The organism is Erwinia sp. STN24 (assembly GCF_041320675.1).
Lineage (GTDB): Bacteria > Pseudomonadota > Gammaproteobacteria > Enterobacterales > Enterobacteriaceae > Erwinia > Erwinia aeris.
On the sequence record NZ_JBGGPM010000001.1, the window covers coordinates 256399 to 272685 of the forward strand.

General features: G+C 57.3%; 19 protein-coding genes and 2 tRNA genes. 7 read left to right on the top strand and 14 right to left on the bottom strand.

What is annotated here, in order from left to right; genetic code table 11:
- Positions 1-25: 25 nt before the first annotated feature.
- On the top strand, positions 26-439 hold the full coding sequence (locus ACA373_RS01180; RefSeq protein WP_253454667.1) for a CoA-binding protein: 414 nt from the start codon (positions 26-28) through the stop codon (positions 437-439).
- Between the two features lie 27 nt (positions 440-466).
- On the opposite strand, the gene hspQ is transcribed toward ACA373_RS01180, so the two are convergent.
- The gene (hspQ, locus tag ACA373_RS01185) at positions 467-781 is read right to left on the bottom strand and encodes a heat shock protein HspQ (RefSeq protein WP_253454666.1); all 315 of its coding nucleotides are present in this window, start codon (positions 779-781) and stop codon (positions 467-469) included.
- A 62-nt stretch (positions 782-843) separates the two neighbouring features.
- Positions 844-2034 (bottom strand): 23S rRNA (cytosine(1962)-C(5))-methyltransferase RlmI, encoded by a 1191-nt coding sequence (gene rlmI / locus ACA373_RS01190; protein ID WP_253454665.1) that lies wholly within the window; start codon positions 2032-2034, stop codon positions 844-846.
- Between the two features lie 84 nt (positions 2035-2118).
- Between rlmI and yccX the strand changes: the two genes are divergently transcribed.
- A complete protein-coding gene (gene yccX / locus ACA373_RS01195) occupies positions 2119-2397 on the top strand; it encodes an acylphosphatase (protein ID WP_125288677.1) in 279 nt (92 codons plus the stop codon).
- Between the two features lie 9 nt (positions 2398-2406).
- Here the strand turns inward: yccX and tusE are convergent, their stop codons facing one another.
- Together tusE and yccA are read right to left on the bottom strand one after the other, a co-directional pair.
- Positions 2407-2733, bottom strand: coding sequence for a sulfurtransferase TusE (gene tusE / locus ACA373_RS01200; protein ID WP_369894881.1), 327 nt, complete (start codon positions 2731-2733; stop codon positions 2407-2409).
- A gap of 109 nt (positions 2734-2842) precedes the next feature.
- Positions 2843-3499 carry an FtsH protease modulator YccA gene (yccA, locus tag ACA373_RS01205; RefSeq protein ID WP_253454663.1) on the bottom strand — a complete coding sequence of 219 codons (657 nt, stop codon included), beginning with the start codon at positions 3497-3499 and terminating at the stop codon, positions 2843-2845.
- A gap of 216 nt (positions 3500-3715) precedes the next feature.
- Here yccA and ACA373_RS01210 point away from each other — a divergent pair.
- The 3 genes from ACA373_RS01210 to agp all read left to right on the top strand — a co-directional run bounded on the left by ACA373_RS01210 (position 3716) and on the right by agp (position 6465).
- Positions 3716-3803 (top strand) — tRNA-Ser (locus ACA373_RS01210).
- A 449-nt stretch (positions 3804-4252) separates the two neighbouring features.
- Positions 4253-4340, top strand: a tRNA-Ser gene (locus tag ACA373_RS01215).
- Between the two features lie 328 nt (positions 4341-4668).
- A complete protein-coding gene (agp, locus tag ACA373_RS01220; RefSeq protein WP_370733886.1) occupies positions 4669-6465 on the top strand; it encodes a bifunctional glucose-1-phosphatase/inositol phosphatase in 1797 nt (598 codons plus the stop codon).
- 98 nt (positions 6466-6563) lie between these two features.
- On the opposite strand, the gene ACA373_RS01225 is transcribed toward agp, so the two are convergent.
- The 3 genes from ACA373_RS01225 to wrbA all read right to left on the bottom strand — a co-directional run bounded on the left by ACA373_RS01225 (position 6564) and on the right by wrbA (position 8937).
- Complete coding sequence (locus ACA373_RS01225; protein WP_125288673.1) at positions 6564-7937, bottom strand: NAD-dependent succinate-semialdehyde dehydrogenase; 1374 nt, start codon at positions 7935-7937, stop codon at positions 6564-6566.
- Between the two features lie 147 nt (positions 7938-8084).
- Positions 8085-8315 carry a YccJ family protein gene (locus tag ACA373_RS01230; RefSeq protein ID WP_253454661.1) on the bottom strand — a complete coding sequence of 77 codons (231 nt, stop codon included), beginning with the start codon at positions 8313-8315 and terminating at the stop codon, positions 8085-8087.
- Between the two features lie 22 nt (positions 8316-8337).
- Positions 8338-8937, bottom strand: coding sequence for an NAD(P)H:quinone oxidoreductase (gene wrbA, locus ACA373_RS01235; RefSeq protein WP_253454660.1), 600 nt, complete (start codon positions 8935-8937; stop codon positions 8338-8340).
- A gap of 340 nt (positions 8938-9277) precedes the next feature.
- Here wrbA and ACA373_RS01240 point away from each other — a divergent pair, with 340 nt between their 5' ends.
- Together ACA373_RS01240 and ACA373_RS01245 are read left to right on the top strand one after the other, a co-directional pair.
- Complete coding sequence (locus ACA373_RS01240) at positions 9278-9460, top strand: general stress protein (protein WP_125288670.1); 183 nt, start codon at positions 9278-9280, stop codon at positions 9458-9460.
- 113 nt (positions 9461-9573) lie between these two features.
- Entirely contained in the window at positions 9574-10485 is a 912-nt protein-coding gene (locus tag ACA373_RS01245; protein WP_370733887.1) for a DMT family transporter, read from the top strand.
- On the opposite strand, the gene rutG is transcribed toward ACA373_RS01245, so the two are convergent.
- The 7 genes from rutG to rutA are packed head-to-tail and all read right to left on the bottom strand — an operon-like array spanning position 10482 to position 16022.
- A complete protein-coding gene (gene rutG / locus ACA373_RS01250; protein ID WP_369894877.1) occupies positions 10482-11801 on the bottom strand; it encodes a pyrimidine utilization transport protein G in 1320 nt (439 codons plus the stop codon). The genes ACA373_RS01245 and rutG overlap by 4 nt on opposite strands.
- A gap of 43 nt (positions 11802-11844) precedes the next feature.
- The gene (gene rutF, locus ACA373_RS01255; RefSeq protein ID WP_369894875.1) at positions 11845-12369 is read right to left on the bottom strand and encodes an NADH-dependent FMN reductase RutF; all 525 of its coding nucleotides are present in this window, start codon (positions 12367-12369) and stop codon (positions 11845-11847) included.
- A gap of 10 nt (positions 12370-12379) precedes the next feature.
- Positions 12380-12970 carry a malonic semialdehyde reductase gene (locus tag ACA373_RS01260; protein WP_369894874.1) on the bottom strand — a complete coding sequence of 197 codons (591 nt, stop codon included), beginning with the start codon at positions 12968-12970 and terminating at the stop codon, positions 12380-12382.
- Positions 12955-13773, bottom strand: a complete 819-nt coding sequence (gene rutD, locus ACA373_RS01265; RefSeq protein ID WP_370733888.1) for a pyrimidine utilization protein D — start codon at positions 13771-13773, stop codon at positions 12955-12957. Before rutD ends, ACA373_RS01260 begins: the two co-directional genes overlap by 16 nt.
- 10 nt (positions 13774-13783) lie before the next feature.
- On the bottom strand, positions 13784-14170 hold the full coding sequence (rutC, locus tag ACA373_RS01270; protein WP_253454654.1) for a pyrimidine utilization protein C: 387 nt from the start codon (positions 14168-14170) through the stop codon (positions 13784-13786).
- 14 nt (positions 14171-14184) lie between these two features.
- Positions 14185-14931 (bottom strand): pyrimidine utilization protein B, encoded by a 747-nt coding sequence (rutB, locus tag ACA373_RS01275; RefSeq protein ID WP_301251183.1) that lies wholly within the window; start codon positions 14929-14931, stop codon positions 14185-14187.
- A complete protein-coding gene (rutA, locus tag ACA373_RS01280; protein WP_253454652.1) occupies positions 14931-16022 on the bottom strand; it encodes a pyrimidine utilization protein A in 1092 nt (363 codons plus the stop codon). Before rutA ends, rutB begins: the two co-directional genes overlap by 1 nt.
- Positions 16023-16287: the final 265 nt, after the last annotated feature.

The window sequence follows — 16287 nt, forward strand, 5'->3', positions numbered from 1 at the left end:
AACAGAAATAGTTAACGGAGCCGCTATGGACGACAACATTATTAATGAAGTTTTGACAACGACTCGCCATATCGCGCTGGTAGGCGCCAGCGAGAAACCCACCAGGGCCAGCCATTACGTGATGGCGTATCTGCTTGGGCAGGGTTACAAGGTGACGCCGGTCAGCCCTAAACTGGCCGGGCAAACGCTGCTGGGACAGCGGGTTTATGCAAAGCTGGAAGAGATCCCCGAGCCGGTGGATATGGTTGATGTGTTCCGTAATTCGGAAGCGGCCTGGGGCGTGGCGCAGGAGGCGATAGCGATAGGTGCCAAATCGCTGTGGCTGCAGCAGGGCGTCATCAATGAGCAGGCTGCGGTGCTGGCTGCCGATGCGGGTTTGAAAGTGGTGATGGATCGTTGCCCAATGATAGAAATTCCTCGTCTGGGATTGGGCAGATAATAAAAAACCCCGCAAGCGGGGTCTTTGTCAGTTTCTGAGGCGTGGCGCCTGCAGCTGTTTGCGAATGGAAGCGGCGAGTTCATCCATTGAAGGATGCTCGGGGTGCTCGCCCGGTATCTCCCAGCCCAGCTGCGCTTCCGCCAGATAGGTGTGCACCGTTTCGCCGTTATCGTCTTCCATCACAACGTGATACCACGGGGCATTACGCAGCGCGCCGTCGGCGATATCGTCAATTTTAGGATCCTCTAACGAGTATTCCGGATCCACATCAACCACCACCCCTAAAAAACCCAGCAGCTTGTGTCGTACCTGCTGGCCAAGTCCAAATTTGCTGGCAATCATCGTGACCTCCCGAGAAACATAACCCTGTCATCCTTTATGGGGGCAGCGTTAGCGTTTTCAAGTCACAGCACGCGGCAGGCAAATCCTTTCAGATAGAGACCTTCCGGATAGCTGGCGATCACCGGGTGATCGGCTGCCTGCCTGAACTGTTCTATAAATTGTACATCACGCTGTGCATCGAGCGCAGCATCAGCAATAATTTTCTGGAACAGCTCGGTAGGCATCAGGCCGGAGCAGGAGAACGTCATCAACATCCCGCCAGGATTTAGCAGCTGCATTGCCAGCATGTTGATATCTTTATAGCCACGGCAGGCGCCGGCCAGCTGGTTTTTATTCTCAACAAACTTTGGCGGATCCATCACGATCAGATCGAATTTTTCTCCGCTTTCGCGATAGCGACGCAGCAATTTAAATACGTCATCGCGCAGAAACTCCGCTTTGCTGAGATCCAGACCGTTCAGCTCTACGTTCTGGCGAGCCACATCCAGCGCCGCCTGTGAGGTATCCACGCTGATCACCTGCTGGCAGCCGCCCATCAGTGCCGAAACGGCAAAGCCGCCGGTATAGGAGAAGCAGTTCAGCACGCGGCGATCTTTTGCATAGCGGCGCGTAGCCAGCCGGCTGTCGCGCTGGTCGAGGTAGTAGCCGGTTTTATGGCCGGTCTGAATATCGACCAGCAGTTTCATACCGTGTTCGGTAATCGGCAGCAGTTCAGGCGGCGTTTCGCCCAGCACCACGCCCTGCGTCAGCTCAAGACCCTCTTTTTTACGTACCGATACGTCAGAGCGATCGTAGATGGCGCATTGCGGATAGCAGTGCTGTAGTGCGGTAATCAGGGCGGCGCGCTGGTATTCGGCACCGGCGGAAAGCAGCTGCAGCACCAGGAAATTGCCAAAGCGATCGATGGTGATGCCCGGCAGGCCGTCAGACTCGCCGGCTATCAGGCGATAGCTGTCGAGATCGTCGCGCTCCGCCAGCCAGTCGCGCAGCTGCTGAGCTGCCTGCAAACGGCGGGTAAAGAAAGCGATATCGATCGCTTCATCCTGTTCCCAGCTCCAGACGCGGGCGCGGATTTGCGAAGCGGGCGACCAGGCGGCGCGGGCCAGCCACTTACCCTGGCTGTCACAAACGTCAATGGTTTCGCCCGACTGGGCTTTGCCTTCCATACGGGCTACGGCACCGGAGAAAACCCAGGGATGGCGGCGGAGTAAGGACTTTTCACGTCCTTTAGCGAGAATCAAACGAACGGTCATATTTGCTATGCTTACAGTCAGAAAAACAGGCGTCATTGTCCGGTGCCTGGCCACAAAAAGCAAACTGTCTCTTCAGGGGGAAATATGACGGCAATCTGTAAACGAGCGTGGGTCCACGGCAGCGTACAGGGCGTGGGATTTCGCTATACAACCCAGCACGAAGCCCGCGCGCGCGGGCTGAATGGCTATGCCCGCAATCTTGACGATGGCAGCGTGGAGGTACTGGCCTGTGGGGAGGAAAAAGAGGTCGAGGCGCTGATTGCCTGGCTGAAGGCGGGCGGGCCGCGTTCGGCCAGGGTCGACAAAGTGCTGACGGAACCCTGTGCGCTTCAGGAGCAGCCTGCGGGTTTCACCACCGGATAAAGACCGCCGCTACAGGCATTTAGCCGGTTTAGGCAGGCCGGCAATTTTAGTTGCCTGTTTTGCCGGGCCCTTAGGGAAAAGACGGAACAGGTAGCGGCTGTTGCCTTTCTCTTCGCCATATTTTTTCGCCATGGCTTTAACAAGCATGCGCACGGCTGGAGAAGTATTAAATTCCAGATAGAACTCCCGTACAAAGCGCACGACTTCCCAGTGGGCTTCGCTCAGCTCGATGCCTTCTTCCTCTGCCAGCAACGGAGCCAGCGCCTCGCTCCAGTCCGAAATTTTAGTCAGATACCCCTGCGCGTCGCGCGAAATTTCTTTACCGTCAAAAAACACCGTTTTGCCTCTGTATTGATAACCGGGATGCAGTTTACCAAAAATTTTCCGGCGCGGATGAGCAAAAAAAAGCCCCGCGCTGCGGGGCTTGTTGTCTTTGTTCAGCGCATCAGTTGCTGCGGGACATACCAAGGATACTCAGCAGGCTGACAAAAATGTTGTAGATGGAAACATACAGGCTGACGGTGGCGCGAATATAGTTGGTTTCGCCGCCGTGGATAATATTGCTGGTTTCCCACAGGATAGCGCCTGAAGAAAACAGTACGAACATCACGCTAATCGCCAGATGCAGGGCAGGGATCTGCAAAAACAGATTAGCCAGAACGGCCACCAGCAGCACCACAAAACCGGCCATCATCATGCCGCCCAGGAACGACATATCTTTGCGTGTGGTCAGCACGTAGGCTGAACAGCAGAAGAACACCAGCGCGGTGCCGCCGAGCGCCAGGCCGATAACATCGCCCATGCCCGCCGACAGCAGGGTATTCAGCATCGGCCCCAGGCAGTAGCCGAGAAAGCCGGTAAAAGCGAAGGCAGCCAGAATGCCGGTTGGGCTGTCCGCCAGGCGGTAGGTCAGAAACATCAGGCCATAAAAGCCAGCCAGCATAATGATTAAGCCCGGCGCGGGCAGGGCGAAGACGGTGCTGAGCGTGGCGGTGACCGCTGAAAAAGCCAGCGTCAGCCCCAGCAGAAAATAGGTGTTACGCAAAACTTTATGCGTGGCAAGCAGCGAGCTTTGCCTGGTATGAGTAACGATGCGATCCATAGAAATGCCTCTTAAGGTCATTAGATTGCAGTGAGAATAAGGACCGCGCCTGAAGGGGGGAAGACGTTTTACCCTTCTTTACTCGTTAAGGCGGCGTTTCTGTGAGCAGGCTGGCGCTAATAACAACAAAAAAACCAAAACTGGCTGTTTTTGCGGCAGTTGAATCAGGCCCTGCTTTACATCGGCGCGGAGGATGTTTATAGTTCGGGTCATTGCGGAGGGGTGGCCGAGTGGCTGAAGGCACCGGTCTTGAAAACCGGCGACGGGAAACCGTTCGAGAGTTCGAATCTCTCCTCCTCCGCCATCAAATTCAACGGGTCAGCGAAAGCTGGCCCGTTTTGCTTTGCGCGTGATATGGCATAGCTGCCTGATTTAGGATCCCTGCTTCCCCAACAGCCCAACAGCCCAACAGCCCAACAGCCCAACAGCCCAACAGCCCAACAGCCCAACAGCCCAACAGCCCAACAGCCCAACAGCCCAACAGCCCAACTACTCAACCACTCAACTACTCAACCACTCAACTACTCAACCACTCTCAACTACCTTATCTTATTACGGCATCGCTGTTAGCTATTCCAGGCCCGTTGTTGGCGGCTTTTTGAACCACTGCGGCGCATTTCCTGAGCAACCAAAAAAAAGATGTATAAAAGCGCATAAATTCAACAAAATAGCTAAAAAATGCTTGGCAGCCTTTGGGCTTTCCCCTATACTGCGCGCCATCAGATGCACTTCAGGTGCAGATGGTAAAAGTGCGGAGGGGTGGCCGAGTGGCTGAAGGCACCGGTCTTGAAAACCGGCGACGGGAAACCGTTCGAGAGTTCGAATCTCTCCTCCTCCGCCATCAAATTTAACGGGTCGGCAATTGCCGGCCCGTTTTGCTTTCTGCTTTCTGCTTTCTGCTTTCTGCGTTCTGCTTTTTATTTTCTACCTGCTCACTGGCCCTGTTCTGCCGGACGATTATCCTGCTTACGAAAAACATCCCGTTTCTTTTCAATCTCCTGATGCGCCGTAACGGCAAAGGCGATAGTCTGCTATATTCTCAACACAAATAATGCCCGGTCCCGGCCCCATTTTGCCGTGCGGCGGCGAGCTTTTCCGACGCCCGCCTTTTGCCGGACGTATCGCTTTGCTGGCCGGGTGATTTACCCTTGGATCAATGGAAAAAACACATGATTAAAAAGTATAGTCTTTGCGCGCTGGCGGTCTGCTCGGCTCTGACCAGCCTCTCCGCTTTCGCCGCCGACGATAACTATCAGCTTGAACAGGTGTTAATGATGAGCCGCCATAATCTTCGGGCGCCGCTGGCCGACAACGGCAGCGTGCTGGCGCAGTCGACGAAGAAGAAGTGGCCGCAGTGGGACGTACCGGGCGGCCAGCTCACGACGAAAGGCGGCGTGCTGGAAGTTTATATGGGACGCTATACCCGCGAGTGGCTGGCGCAGCAAGGGTTGATCAAACAGGACCAGTGTCCGGGCAGCGATGAAATTTACGCTTATGCCAATAGCCTGCAGCGTACCGTTGCTACGGCACAGTACTTTATTACCGGCGCTTTCCCCGGCTGCGACGTCGCGGTTTCCCATCAGGATGAAATGGGAACCATGGATCCCGTCTTTAATCCGATTATTACCGACGGCAGTGAAGCCTTTAACCAGCAGGCGCTGACCGCGATGAACAGCACCGCCGAAAAGCTGACGCTGAAGCCAGCGTTCCAGCGGCTGGAAAAAATCATTGATTATAAAAACTCGCCGGCCTGCGATGGCAAAAAACAGTGCGACCTGAGCAGCACTAACCAGAACAAATTCTTTGCGGAAAACGGTAAAGAGCCAACGGTAAGCGGCCCGTTGAAGGTGGGCAACTCGCTGGTTGACGCCTTTACCCTGCAATATTATGAAGGTCTGCCGACCGACCAGGTCGCCTGGGGACAGATTAAAACCCCTGAGCAGTGGAAAGAGCTGTCGGCGATCAAAAATGGCTATCAGGATACGCTGTTTACCTCGCCGCAAGTGGCGCGCGACGTAGCGGCGCCGCTGGTCGACTATATCCGCAGCCTGTTGGTGGATGAAGATAAAGCCAGCGCGCCAAAGGTGACCCTAATGGTGGGGCACGATTCCAATATCGCCTCGCTGCTGAGCGCGCTGGATTTTAAAGCCTACACGCTGCCCGGCCAGTTTGAACGTACGCCAATCGGCGGTATGATCCAGTTCCAGCGCTGGCACGACAAGAAAAACAATCAGGAGCTGGTGAAGGTGGAATACGTTTACCAGAGCAGCGATCAGCTGCGCGACGCGACGCCGCTTTCTCTGGATACGCCGCCAAAACGCGTGACGCTTGAGATGAACGGCTGTAAGACCGATGCCAACGGCTTTTGCCCGTGGGATCAGTTTACTCAGGTATTGAATAAAGCCATTGCCGGTACGCCGATGGCGGCAGCCCAGGCAACCGCCGCCAGCGATAAGGCCGCAGCCGATAAAGCAGCAGCGGATAAAGCGGCGGCCGAAAAAGCGGCGCAGGCCAAAGTCTCTGCGGATAAAGCGGCAGCGGACAAAGCCGAGGCGGATAAAGCCGCGGCCGAAAAAGTAGCGAATGAAAAAGCCGCGCAGGAGAAAGCCGCCAGCGACAAAGCGGCCGCCGATAAGGCCGCTGCTGATAAAGCTGCAGCGGACAAAGCCGCGAAAGCGAAAGCCTCGGCGGAGAAAGCCGCAGCGGATAAGGCCGCCGCCGATAAAGCGGCTGCTGATAAAGCGGCAGCAAAGCAGGCGTCTGACAAAGCCGCAGCGGACAACGCCGCGGCAAAACAGGCCGCTGAGGAGAAAGCTGCGGCCAATAAAGCCGCTGCTGATAAAGCTGATGCCGAAAAGGCGTCAGCTAATGCCGCGCCGGTGGATAACAACGCGGCCGATACCGCCAGCAAGCCTGCGGACGACAAAGCGGCTCCGGCAGCGCAGACGGAAAACAAATCTTCCTGACGGCGGGCGAAAAAAAGACCGGCTGATTGCCGGTCTTATCATGCTCTGTCAGAACCTGATTTCAGGCCGACGCTGTCGGCCTTTTTTACGTCTGGCGATCAGCCTTTGCTGACCACAACCAGTTTCTGGTTTACAAACTCTTTGATCCCCAGATCGGAAAGCTCGCGGCCGTAGCCTGAGCGTTTCACGCCGCCAAACGGCAGTTCTGGTGCGGTATCGCTGGCGGAGTTGATATAAACCATACCGGTTTCAATGCGCGAGGCCAGGGTTTTGCCGCGCTCGATATTGCTGGTAAAGACCGAGCCGCCAAGGCCGTAATGCGAATCGTTGGCCAGTTTCACCACTTCCTCGTCATCTTTTACCACATAGATTTGCGCAACCGGGCCGAAAAACTCTTCAAAGTAAGCCGGGTTGTCGCGGGTAATGCCGGAAAGGATTGTCGGCTCATAGAAACAGCCTTCGCCTTCTACCGCCTTGCCGCCCAGATGCAGCTTCGCGCCTTTGGCTACCGCGTTCTCTACCTGCTTAACCAGCGTATCGCGCGCGCTGGCGGAAGAGAGTGGGCCAAGCGTGGTGCTTTTATCCAGCGGATCGCCGATCTTCACTTCGCGGAAGGCCTGAGTGAATTTTTCGATAAAGGCATCGGCCACTTTTTCCTGCACGATAAAGCGTTTAGCGGCGGTGCAAACCTGGCCGCAGTTGCTCAGACGCGCGCCAACGCCAGCCTTCACGGCTTTATCCAAATCGCAGTCGTCCAGCACTACGAAGACGTCGTTGCCGCCCAGCTCCAGGGTGGTTTTTTTCAGGTATTTACCGGCCTGCTGCGCTACGGCGCTGCCTGCGCGCTCGGAACCGGTCAGGGCCGCACCCTGAACGCGATCGTCAGCAATCAGCGAGGCGATCTGATCGTTGCTGACGAAAAGGTTAGTCCAGGCGCCTTTTGGCGCGCCGGCTTCCGTTACCAGCTCTTCAAACAGCGTGGCGCAATGCGGCACGTTGGCGGCATGTTTCGCCAGCACCGGGTTACCGGCAGCAAGATTCGGCGCCAGCACGCGCATCAGCTGATAGTAAGGGAAGTTCCACGGCTCTACGGCTACCAGCACGCCGATTGGGTGATTTTCCACCCAGGCTTCGCCCAGATCGGTGGGATAAGAGGTTGGGGCAAGGAAACGCTCAGCGTTTTCCGCATAGTAGCGAGCAATCTTCGCACAAAGCTGCACTTCGCCACGGCTCTGCTCAATCAGTTTACCCATTTCAATACTGGCGGTTTTTGCCAGTTCGTCCACGCGGCTGTCGATCAGATCGGCCAGCTTCGCCAGCACCTGAAGGCGCGGCTGGATTGGACCTTTGGACCAGGAAGAATGATAAAGGTCGTCGGCGGTTTTCAGCGCGGCTTCCACCTGCCGATCGTCATGCTCCGGCCAGGATTTAATCAGTTCGTTATTGGCAGGATTGATGGTTTTATAGGACATGGTGGCTCCTTCTCAAGGCCGTCAGGCTAAATGGTGAGAATAAGCGTAGTAGAGGATTTATTGATTTAACAAGGCGGAAGGGTGTCAGTTTGTGCTGTGCAACGCGACGAAACAGCAGAATGCACTGCTGTTTCGTCGCAGTGGAGGTTAGACGTTTTTACGCTCGACCGGGACGTTATCCCAGGTCAGCACGTCCTGATCGGTTTTTTCAAACGCGCGGATCAGAACTTCATCATTACCCTGTTGCTCCCAAATCCCCTCGGCGAGCTTCTCATCGTAGTTCGCCACTTCAAAAATGGCTTCGGCAATTTCAGGCGAGGTGGAACGAATACTTGCCCATTCTCCCACTCGATGTTCTTTAGATTGTTGCGTAGCCATACTGTTCTCCTGTGAGTTGAGGTTATCCGTTCAGTTTTACCGCCAGTCCGGCGACATATTCACCCTGATAGCGGGCAATATTCAGTTCATCTTCGCTGGGCTGACGCGAGCCGTCACCGCCAGCGAACGTCGTGGCGCCGTAGGGCGTGCCGCCACGAACCTGTGAAATATCAAACAGCTCTTTCGCACCGTACCCAATAGGTACGATAACCATGCCGTGATGAGCAAGTGTAGTCCAGGTTGAGGTAATCGTCTGTTCCTGGCCGCCGCCGGTGCCGGTAGAAGCGAAAACGCTGGCGATTTTGCCGAACAGGGCGCCGGATGCCCAGAGGCCGCCGGTGCGGTCAAGGAAGGTGCGCATTTGTCCGGACATATTGCCAAAGCGCGTCGGCGTGCCGAACAGAATAGCGTCGTACTGCGGCAGTTCATCCGGCGTGGCTTCGGCCGCATCCTGATCGGTTTTGCCGCCGACCTGAGCAAAACGCTCAGCGTTCATGGTTTCAGGCACGCGTTTCAGGGTCACTTCCGCGCCGCTGACGCGTCGTGCGCCTTCTGCTACCGCCTTCGCCATGGTTTCCACATGTCCGTACATCGAATAGTAAAGCACTAAAATTTTAGCCATCGTTCACTCCCTGAGTAGGTGGTTTTAAACAGCGTTCGATAGAAAAGTATAGATGAGGCTGCTCCAGCTTGCAGAAACGCAAAAAGCGAGGGATAAAAACGGATACATTCCAGAAAATGTTTAAAATAAATATTAGATTTAATAATATGATTTTCAGCAATTTTTAGCCGTAAAAGCGCCTGGCAAACCTGCTTTTTGATAAAATAATTCGCGCTTCGCGTCGATAATCTATGCTTAATAACGGGACGGTGCACAGAAAGAGCGGCCACCGTCGCCAGGGTGAAGCCACAGGCTCACCGTATGAATGCAGTATGATGGCTTAACTATTCGGAGGTAAGAAATGGCAGAACATCGTGGTGGATCTGGAAATTTCGCTGAAGACCGTAAAAGAGCATCAGAAGCAGGCCGTAAAGGCGGCAAGGCCAGCGGCGGTAATTTTAAAAATGACCCGCAGCGCGCTTCACAGGCCGGGGAAAAAGGAGGACGCAATAGCCGGGGCAGTCGTGACAAGACATCCGGTTAGTCCATCCTTACGCCGCCGGGGCCACCCGGCGGCGTGATCGTCGTTTAACTTTTTCTGATTGATTCCCACAACAACCCTTGCCACACTGCGCCAAAAATTTATACGAGCGCGCTATGTCTTTCCTTTCCCGCTACAAATTTTCCCTCAGCTCGCAGGAGCTGGTGCTGATGCTGATTACCATGGTCTGGGGCGGCACCTTTTTGGCCGTGCACCATGCCATGACCGTCAGCGGCCCTTTCTTTTTCGTTGGCCTGCGTTTTGCCACGGCGGCGCTGCTGTTGGCCCTGGTTGCGCGGAAGTCGCTGCGCGGCCTGACGCTGGCGGAATGCAGGGCCGGAGCGGCTATCGGCGTCGCTATCAGCGGCGGCTACGGCCTGCAAACCTGGGGAATGCAAACCATCGAGAGCAGCCAGTCAGCCTTTATCACCGCCCTGTATGTGCCGCTGGTGCCGCTGCTGCAGTGGCTTTTTCTGCGGCGCATGCCGGGCGTGATGGCCTGGGTCGGTATCGTGCTGGCGTTTAGCGGCCTGATGCTGCTTGCCGGGCCGAAAAGCGGCTCGCTTTCGTTCAGCGCCGGGGAAACGGCGACGCTGCTCAGCACGCTGGCTATCGCAGGCGAAATTATTTTAATCAGCGCCAGCGCGGGCAAAGTGGACGTCAAAAGAGTCACCGTTGTGCAGCTGGCAGCGGCCTCGCTTTGCTCGTTTATGCTGATGGTGCCCAACGGCGAAGCCGTACCGGCTTCTTCCCCTTATTTATGGTATAGCGCGCTGGGGCTGGGCGCGGCCAGCGCATTGATTCAGGTCACCATGAACTGGGCGCAGCGCAGCGTGTCGCCTACTCGCGCGACGGTTATCTACGCGGGTGAACCGGTTTGGGCGGGCATTGTTGGAAGGGTGGCGGGCGAGCGGTTGCCTGGCGTTGCGCTACTCGGCGGCGCGCTGATTGTCGCTGGCGTGCTGATTAGCGAGCTCAAGCTGAAAAAGCGGGCGAAGCGGCCTTCGCCCGCTGAGAGACAAAGCTAGCTTTGCTGCCTTGCCACATCGTTCAGCGCGGCGGCGCGGCGTCGGCTGAGAATAGCGTTAAGGATGATGGCGCCGAAGGTCGCCGTGCCGATCCCGCCCATGGTAAAGCTGCCAATTTTCAGCGCAAAATCGCCTGCGCCCAGCACCAGCGTAACGGCAACCATAATCAGATTGCCGTTCTGGCCCAAATCGACGTTATTCTGCACCCAGATACGCGCGCCGGCCACGGCAATCAGGCCGAATACTACGATAGACGCGCCGCCGATCACGGGTGCGGGAATGGTATGGATCAGCGCGCCGAACTTGGGCGAAAAGCCCAGCAGAATGGCGATAACCGCCGCCGCCACAAACACCAGCGTCGAATAGACTTTCGTCACCGCCATCACGCCGATATTTTCTGCATAGGTGGTCACGCCGCTGCCGCCCAGGCCGCCTGACAACATGGTCGCCAGCCCGTCGCCGACAAAGGCTCTGCCCATCCACGGATCGAGGTTTTTACCTGTCATGCCCGCAACCGCTTTAAGATGCCCCAGGTTTTCCGCTACCAGAATGATCGCCACCGGCGCGATGGTAAACATTGCCTGGCTGTTAAAAATCGGCGCGGTCGTGGTCGGCAGACCAAACCAGGGCGCGCTGGCGATAAGGCCGAAGTCCACCGGTTTACCCAGGCCGAAACCGTTGGTCAGCAGCGCATAAATCGCCCAGGCCGCTATCAGCCCAACCAGCAGCAGCAGCCGCTGCACCATGCCGCGCGTAAAGACGGCCGTCAGACCAATGCAGATCACGGTCATCACGGCTATCCAGCTGTCGAACATGGAAGAGGAGACGCTGCGAACCGCAATCGGCGCCAGGTTCAGGCCGATCGCCATCACCACAGCGCCCGTCACCACCGGCGGCATGAGTTTCTCAATCCAGCGCGTACCGACCTTCATCACTACCACACCGATAAGCGTATACAGCAGGCCACAAACGATAATGCCGCCCAGCGCGACGCCAAGATGCTGATTGACGCCCTGGCCGTTAAAGCCGGTGACCGCGATCACCACGCCGACAAAAGCGGCGCTGGAGCCAAGATAGCTGGGCACACGCCCGCCGGTAATCAGAAAGAACAGCAGGGTGCCGATGCCGGACATCATCACCGAAAGGTTGGGATCGAGCCCCATCAGCAGCGGCATCAGCACCGTGGCGCCAAACATCGCGACCGCGTGCTGTAGTCCCATAATAATTGTCTGGCCCGGCGGCAGCGTTTCATCAGGGGCCACAAGGCCCGTGGCGGACACCGACTGCCGCCATTGGGGGAACCAGGAATCAGCCATCGTCTTCTCCAGAGAAGTGAATCAGTAGCCGCCGGAGCGGGGATCAGGCATCCCGCCGCGCCAGGTGGTGGTAGCCGCGATCGAACCAGATCAGGCCGTGAGTCTGGTCGTTGCAGACCAGCGCGTGGATTTCACAGATCAACACGTCGTGCGTACCGACGCTGGCGATTTGCGTAACGTGACAGTCAAACGAGGCTACCGCGCCCGCAAGCACCGGCGAACCTGTGGTCAGGGTTGACCACTCTGCGGCCTGGAAGCGCGCCTCCATCGGCGTTTTGCCGCCAAACAGGCCGGAGAGTTCCTCATGTCCGGCGGCCAGCGTATTAACGCAAAGCTGGCGGTTAGCGTTGAAAACCTCATAAACGGAGGCGGAGCGATTCAGGCACACCAGCAGCGTTGGCGGCGAATCGGTCACGCTGCAAACGGCGGAAGCGGTAAAACCGGCGCGTCCCGCAGGGCCGTCGGTAGTAATGATGTTGACCGCCGCGCCCAGGCGCGCCATTGCGTTGCGAAACGACTGTTTTTCCACGCCCGACACGACTTCAGGCATTAACGTATCCACAGACATAATTTTCCCCTTATACAAGCGTGCAGGCATCGGCAAAAGCCAGTCTTGGCAGCCGCGCATAGACTTTGCTCGCGTCGCCATAGCCGATATTGACTAATAAATTACTTTTCCAGCCGCTGTCGGCGAAGAAGGTGGTATCGACCATCGCCCGGTCAAAGCCGGACATCGGGCCGGTATCCAGACCGAGCGCGCGGCAGGCGCTAATCAGATAAGCCGCCTGAAGCGAACTGTTGCGAAAGGCCGTCTCCTCCGCCAGCGCCGGGCTGCTGGTAAACCAGGCTTTGGCGTCGGCATGAGGAAATAGCGTGGGCAGCTGCTCGTAAAAAGCCGGATCCCAGGCGACGATAGCCGTCACCGGCGCGGTCAGGGTTTTTTCCAGATTGCCGCTGGAAAGGGCAGGCTTCAGCTTCGCTTTGCCTTCCGCACTACGCACAAAACAGAAGCGGGCCGGGCTACAGTTGGCCGAGGTCGGCCCCATCTTGATCAAATCATAAAGTTCAGCAAGCTGCTGGTCGCTGACGGGACGATCCTGCCAGCCATTGTAGGTGCGCGCGGCGGTGAACAGCGTCGCCAGCGCGGTGGAATTCAGGGCTTCTGCCATAGCGGCTCCGGGGAAAAGTGGGCGGGCGCGGTTTCGTCCAGCCAGGTCAGTAAAAGGGCGTTAAAGGCGGCGCTTTCCGTCACGCTCATGGCATGACCGCCGCGAGGCATCGCCTCCAGCGTGGCGTTTGGCAGCGCCTCGTACAGTTTTTGCGAGCAGATCGACGGCACCAGCAGATCGTCCTGCGAACAGATCAGCAGCGCTGGCTGGGTAATCTGCCCGGCCTGTTGCGTAAAGTCGCAGCTCATCAGCGCGTGCAGGCGGCGAAGCAAATTTTCAGTACCCTGAAAATGCGCGTTATGCAGCGCGTCTTCCGCTTCGATACGCGCTTCGTTTTCCGCCAGCCAGTCGGCAGGATAGAGAAACAGCGGCTGCGCGCGAACGTAAGCTTCCACGCCGACGTTCAGCAGCAGATCCTGACGAACCTGAAAGCAGCGGCGGGTATGGGCGTCAAGCCGCAGCCAGCCGTTAACGATCGCCAGCCGCGCCACGCGTTCGGGGTAGTCGAGCGCCAGCTGCATCGCCACCATGCCGCCCAGCGCGTGGCCTATAATGTCGAAGCGGACGATGTCGCGCGCCGCCAGCGCCGAGGTCAGCTCTTCGGCCATATCGCGCATGCTGTAGCCAGCGGGCAGCGTATCCGGGCTGCGTCCGGTGCCGCGCTGATCGTAAGTTACCACGCGGTACGCCTTGCGCAGTTCGGCGAGCTGCGGCTGCCAGAAGCTGCCCAGCCCGCCCAAACCGGCAGAGAGCACCAGCGTGGGCGCAGAAGGCTGCGCCAGGCCGGAAATGTCAAGATGCATGGCGCCTCCGTTAGCTGCCGATATGCGCGATTGACGCGATTTCCACCAGCGCGTCCGGCTTTACCAGCCCGCACTGAATACAGAAGCGTGCGGGTTTTTCGCCGGGGAAATAGTCGGCGTAAACCCGGTTGATCTCGCCATAGTTGCTCCAGTCGGTCAGGAAGATGGAGTTAAACGTGACGTCAGCCATGGTGCCGCCTGCGGTTTCGATAACGCTTTTGATCGTCTCCAGCACGTGCCGCGTTTGTGCCGCCGCATCGCCGACGTGCACCACGTTGTTGTCCCGATCGAAAGGCAAGGTGCCGGAGACATAGACCACGCCATCGGCCAGCGTGCCGGGCACAAAAGGCGCAATGGGCACGCCGGTGCCCGGCGGAGTAATAATCGTTTTTGGCATCGTTTTCTCCTGCCTCAGGCCGTTTGTGTTTGCGCAACGCTGGCGGTTTGCAGCGCGGTGCAGAAAGTTTCTACGTTGCTTACCCAGCCAAAAAAGGTTTCGATGTTAAAAATGGCGGCCTGCTGGGCGAAAAGCGGGCCGGCCTGATAGGTGGCGTCTTCCAGCACCACGCCGAAATATTCCAGGAAAAACCCGTCGCGCAGCGTCGATTCCACGCAGACGTTGGTGGCAATGCCGGTAAAGATCAGATGGCGAATGCCGCGGCTGCGCAACATGCTGTCCAGCGGCGTATTAAAGAAGCCGCTGTAGCGCGGTTTCGGCAGCACGATATCGCCGGGCTGCGGCTGAAGCTGGTCAACCAGCTCATAGTCCCAGCCGCCTTTCGCCAGCAGCGTGCCCGCCAGCTCGGGCCGGTTGCGCATCGTTTTCAGCGCGTTGGATTTATGCCAGTTTGGCGAGCCGGGGCCGCCCGCCTCGACGTACTGGTCGTCCCAGCCGTTCTGAAACCAGATAATCTGGATCCCGGCATCCCGCGCCGCCTTCACGGCGACGGCGATTTTTTCAATAACCGGCGCGGTGGCGGAAACGTCAAACCCGGCCAGATCCAGATAGCCGCCGGTGGTGGCATAGGCATTTTGCATATCCACCACGATCAGCGCGGTTTGCTCCGGCGGGAAAGCGATGGCTTCCGGGCGCGCGGGCAGGGTAACGCTGTTTTTAGTGGCGGCGGTGGTGCAGATCACGGTTTCTTGCAGGCTCATCAGGCTACCTCTTTAGCGGACAGGGCAATATGGCTGCGGCAGGACATCAGCGGCTGAATACGCTCGCCGAAATTCTCAATTCCCTGCAGGAAATCATCGAAGGTCAGCAGCACGCCCTGGGTGCCGGGTACGGTAGCCACTTCATCCAACATGCGGGCCACGTTGGCGTAAGAACCAACCAGCGTGCCCATATTGATATTGACCGCCGAGGTAGGATCGGCCATCTGCCGCACGTTGGTATCGCTGCCGGAGCGCTTGTCCTGCTGGCTTTGCGTGGTAAGCCAGGCCAGCGCCTCTTCATCTGCGCCGTCTTTGTAGCGCTCCCATTTCTCGCGGGCAGCCTCGTCGGTTTCATCGGCTATGACCATAAACAGCACGTAGGAGCCGACGTCGCGACCGGCAAGGTCCGCTGCGCTTTTCATACGGGCGGCGGTTGGGGCAAAGGCAGTCGGCGTGTTGACGCCTTTACCGAAGCAGAAGTTGTAATCGGCATGCTGCGCGGAGAAAGCCATGCCGGCGTCGCTCTGGCCTGCGCAAATCACCTTCATCGGGCTTTGCGGCTGCGGGCTGACACGGCAGTCGTTCATGGTAAAGAATTCGCCTTTCAGGTCGGATTTGCCGGTGCCCCATAAATCGCGCAGCACGGTGACGTATTCGGTCAGGTAGTCGTAGCGGCGCGCGAAGTAGTCGTCGCCAGGCCAGATGCCCATCTGCTCATATTCAGGCTTCTGCCAGCCGGTCACCAGGTTGACGCCGAAGCGGCCGCCGGAAATCGAATCCACGGTCGCAGCCATTCTTGCTACTATGGCGGGCGGCAGCGTCAGGGTGGCGGCCGTAGCATAAATTTCGATGCGGGAAGTCACGGCGGCCAGGCCGGCCATCAGGGTGAAGGACTCCATGTTATGGTCCCAGAACTCGGTTTTGCCGCCAAAGCCGCGCAGTTTGATCATCGACAGCGCGAAATCAAACTGATAATGCTCCGCCTTGAGAACGATAGCCTTGTTCAGTTCAAAAGTCGGCTTGTACTGCGGAGCCGTGGTAGAGATCAACCAGCCGTTGTTGCCGATAGGGATAAAAACACCAACTTTCATGGGAATACCTCATAGTTAACGGTGACGGTCCGCGCTGCGTTGCTTCCCTGCTCCCTGTTGAGCGGCGCAAAAGAAGGATTGCAAAGGCTGTGCCACTTTATAAAAAAGGCTATGATTCAATCAGTTGAGATATTTGTGTTAAAATGTTGTGGAGCATATGGTCCGAAACAGACCATTTGGTAAAAATTCATGCACAAAAAGCAGGCGGACGTGAGCGAAAAAAGTGCACGGTGGCAAGACGCCCGCCGGTTAAAGGATGGAGTTA

Coding starts and splice junctions, on each gene's coding strand:
- ACA373_RS01180 (WP_253454667.1), top strand. CDS start 26: ATGGACGACAACATTATTAATGAAGTTTTGACAACGACTCGCCATATC.
- hspQ (WP_253454666.1), bottom strand. CDS start 781: ATGATTGCCAGCAAATTTGGACTTGGCCAGCAGGTACGACACAAGCTG.
- rlmI (WP_253454665.1), bottom strand. CDS start 2,034: ATGACCGTTCGTTTGATTCTCGCTAAAGGACGTGAAAAGTCCTTACTC.
- yccX (WP_125288677.1), top strand. CDS start 2,119: ATGACGGCAATCTGTAAACGAGCGTGGGTCCACGGCAGCGTACAGGGC.
- yccA (WP_253454663.1), bottom strand. CDS start 3,499: ATGGATCGCATCGTTACTCATACCAGGCAAAGCTCGCTGCTTGCCACG.
- agp (WP_370733886.1), top strand. CDS start 4,669: ATGATTAAAAAGTATAGTCTTTGCGCGCTGGCGGTCTGCTCGGCTCTG.
- ACA373_RS01225 (WP_125288673.1), bottom strand. CDS start 7,937: ATGTCCTATAAAACCATCAATCCTGCCAATAACGAACTGATTAAATCC.
- ACA373_RS01230 (WP_253454661.1), bottom strand. CDS start 8,315: ATGGCTACGCAACAATCTAAAGAACATCGAGTGGGAGAATGGGCAAGT.
- wrbA (WP_253454660.1), bottom strand. CDS start 8,937: ATGGCTAAAATTTTAGTGCTTTACTATTCGATGTACGGACATGTGGAA.
- ACA373_RS01240 (WP_125288670.1), top strand. CDS start 9,278: ATGGCAGAACATCGTGGTGGATCTGGAAATTTCGCTGAAGACCGTAAA.
- ACA373_RS01245 (WP_370733887.1), top strand. CDS start 9,574: ATGTCTTTCCTTTCCCGCTACAAATTTTCCCTCAGCTCGCAGGAGCTG.
- rutG (WP_369894877.1), bottom strand. CDS start 11,801: ATGGCTGATTCCTGGTTCCCCCAATGGCGGCAGTCGGTGTCCGCCACG.
- rutF (WP_369894875.1), bottom strand. CDS start 12,369: ATGTCTGTGGATACGTTAATGCCTGAAGTCGTGTCGGGCGTGGAAAAA.
- ACA373_RS01260 (WP_369894874.1), bottom strand. CDS start 12,970: ATGGCAGAAGCCCTGAATTCCACCGCGCTGGCGACGCTGTTCACCGCC.
- rutD (WP_370733888.1), bottom strand. CDS start 13,773: ATGCATCTTGACATTTCCGGCCTGGCGCAGCCTTCTGCGCCCACGCTG.
- rutC (WP_253454654.1), bottom strand. CDS start 14,170: ATGCCAAAAACGATTATTACTCCGCCGGGCACCGGCGTGCCCATTGCG.
- rutB (WP_301251183.1), bottom strand. CDS start 14,931: ATGAGCCTGCAAGAAACCGTGATCTGCACCACCGCCGCCACTAAAAAC.
- rutA (WP_253454652.1), bottom strand. CDS start 16,022: ATGAAAGTTGGTGTTTTTATCCCTATCGGCAACAACGGCTGGTTGATC.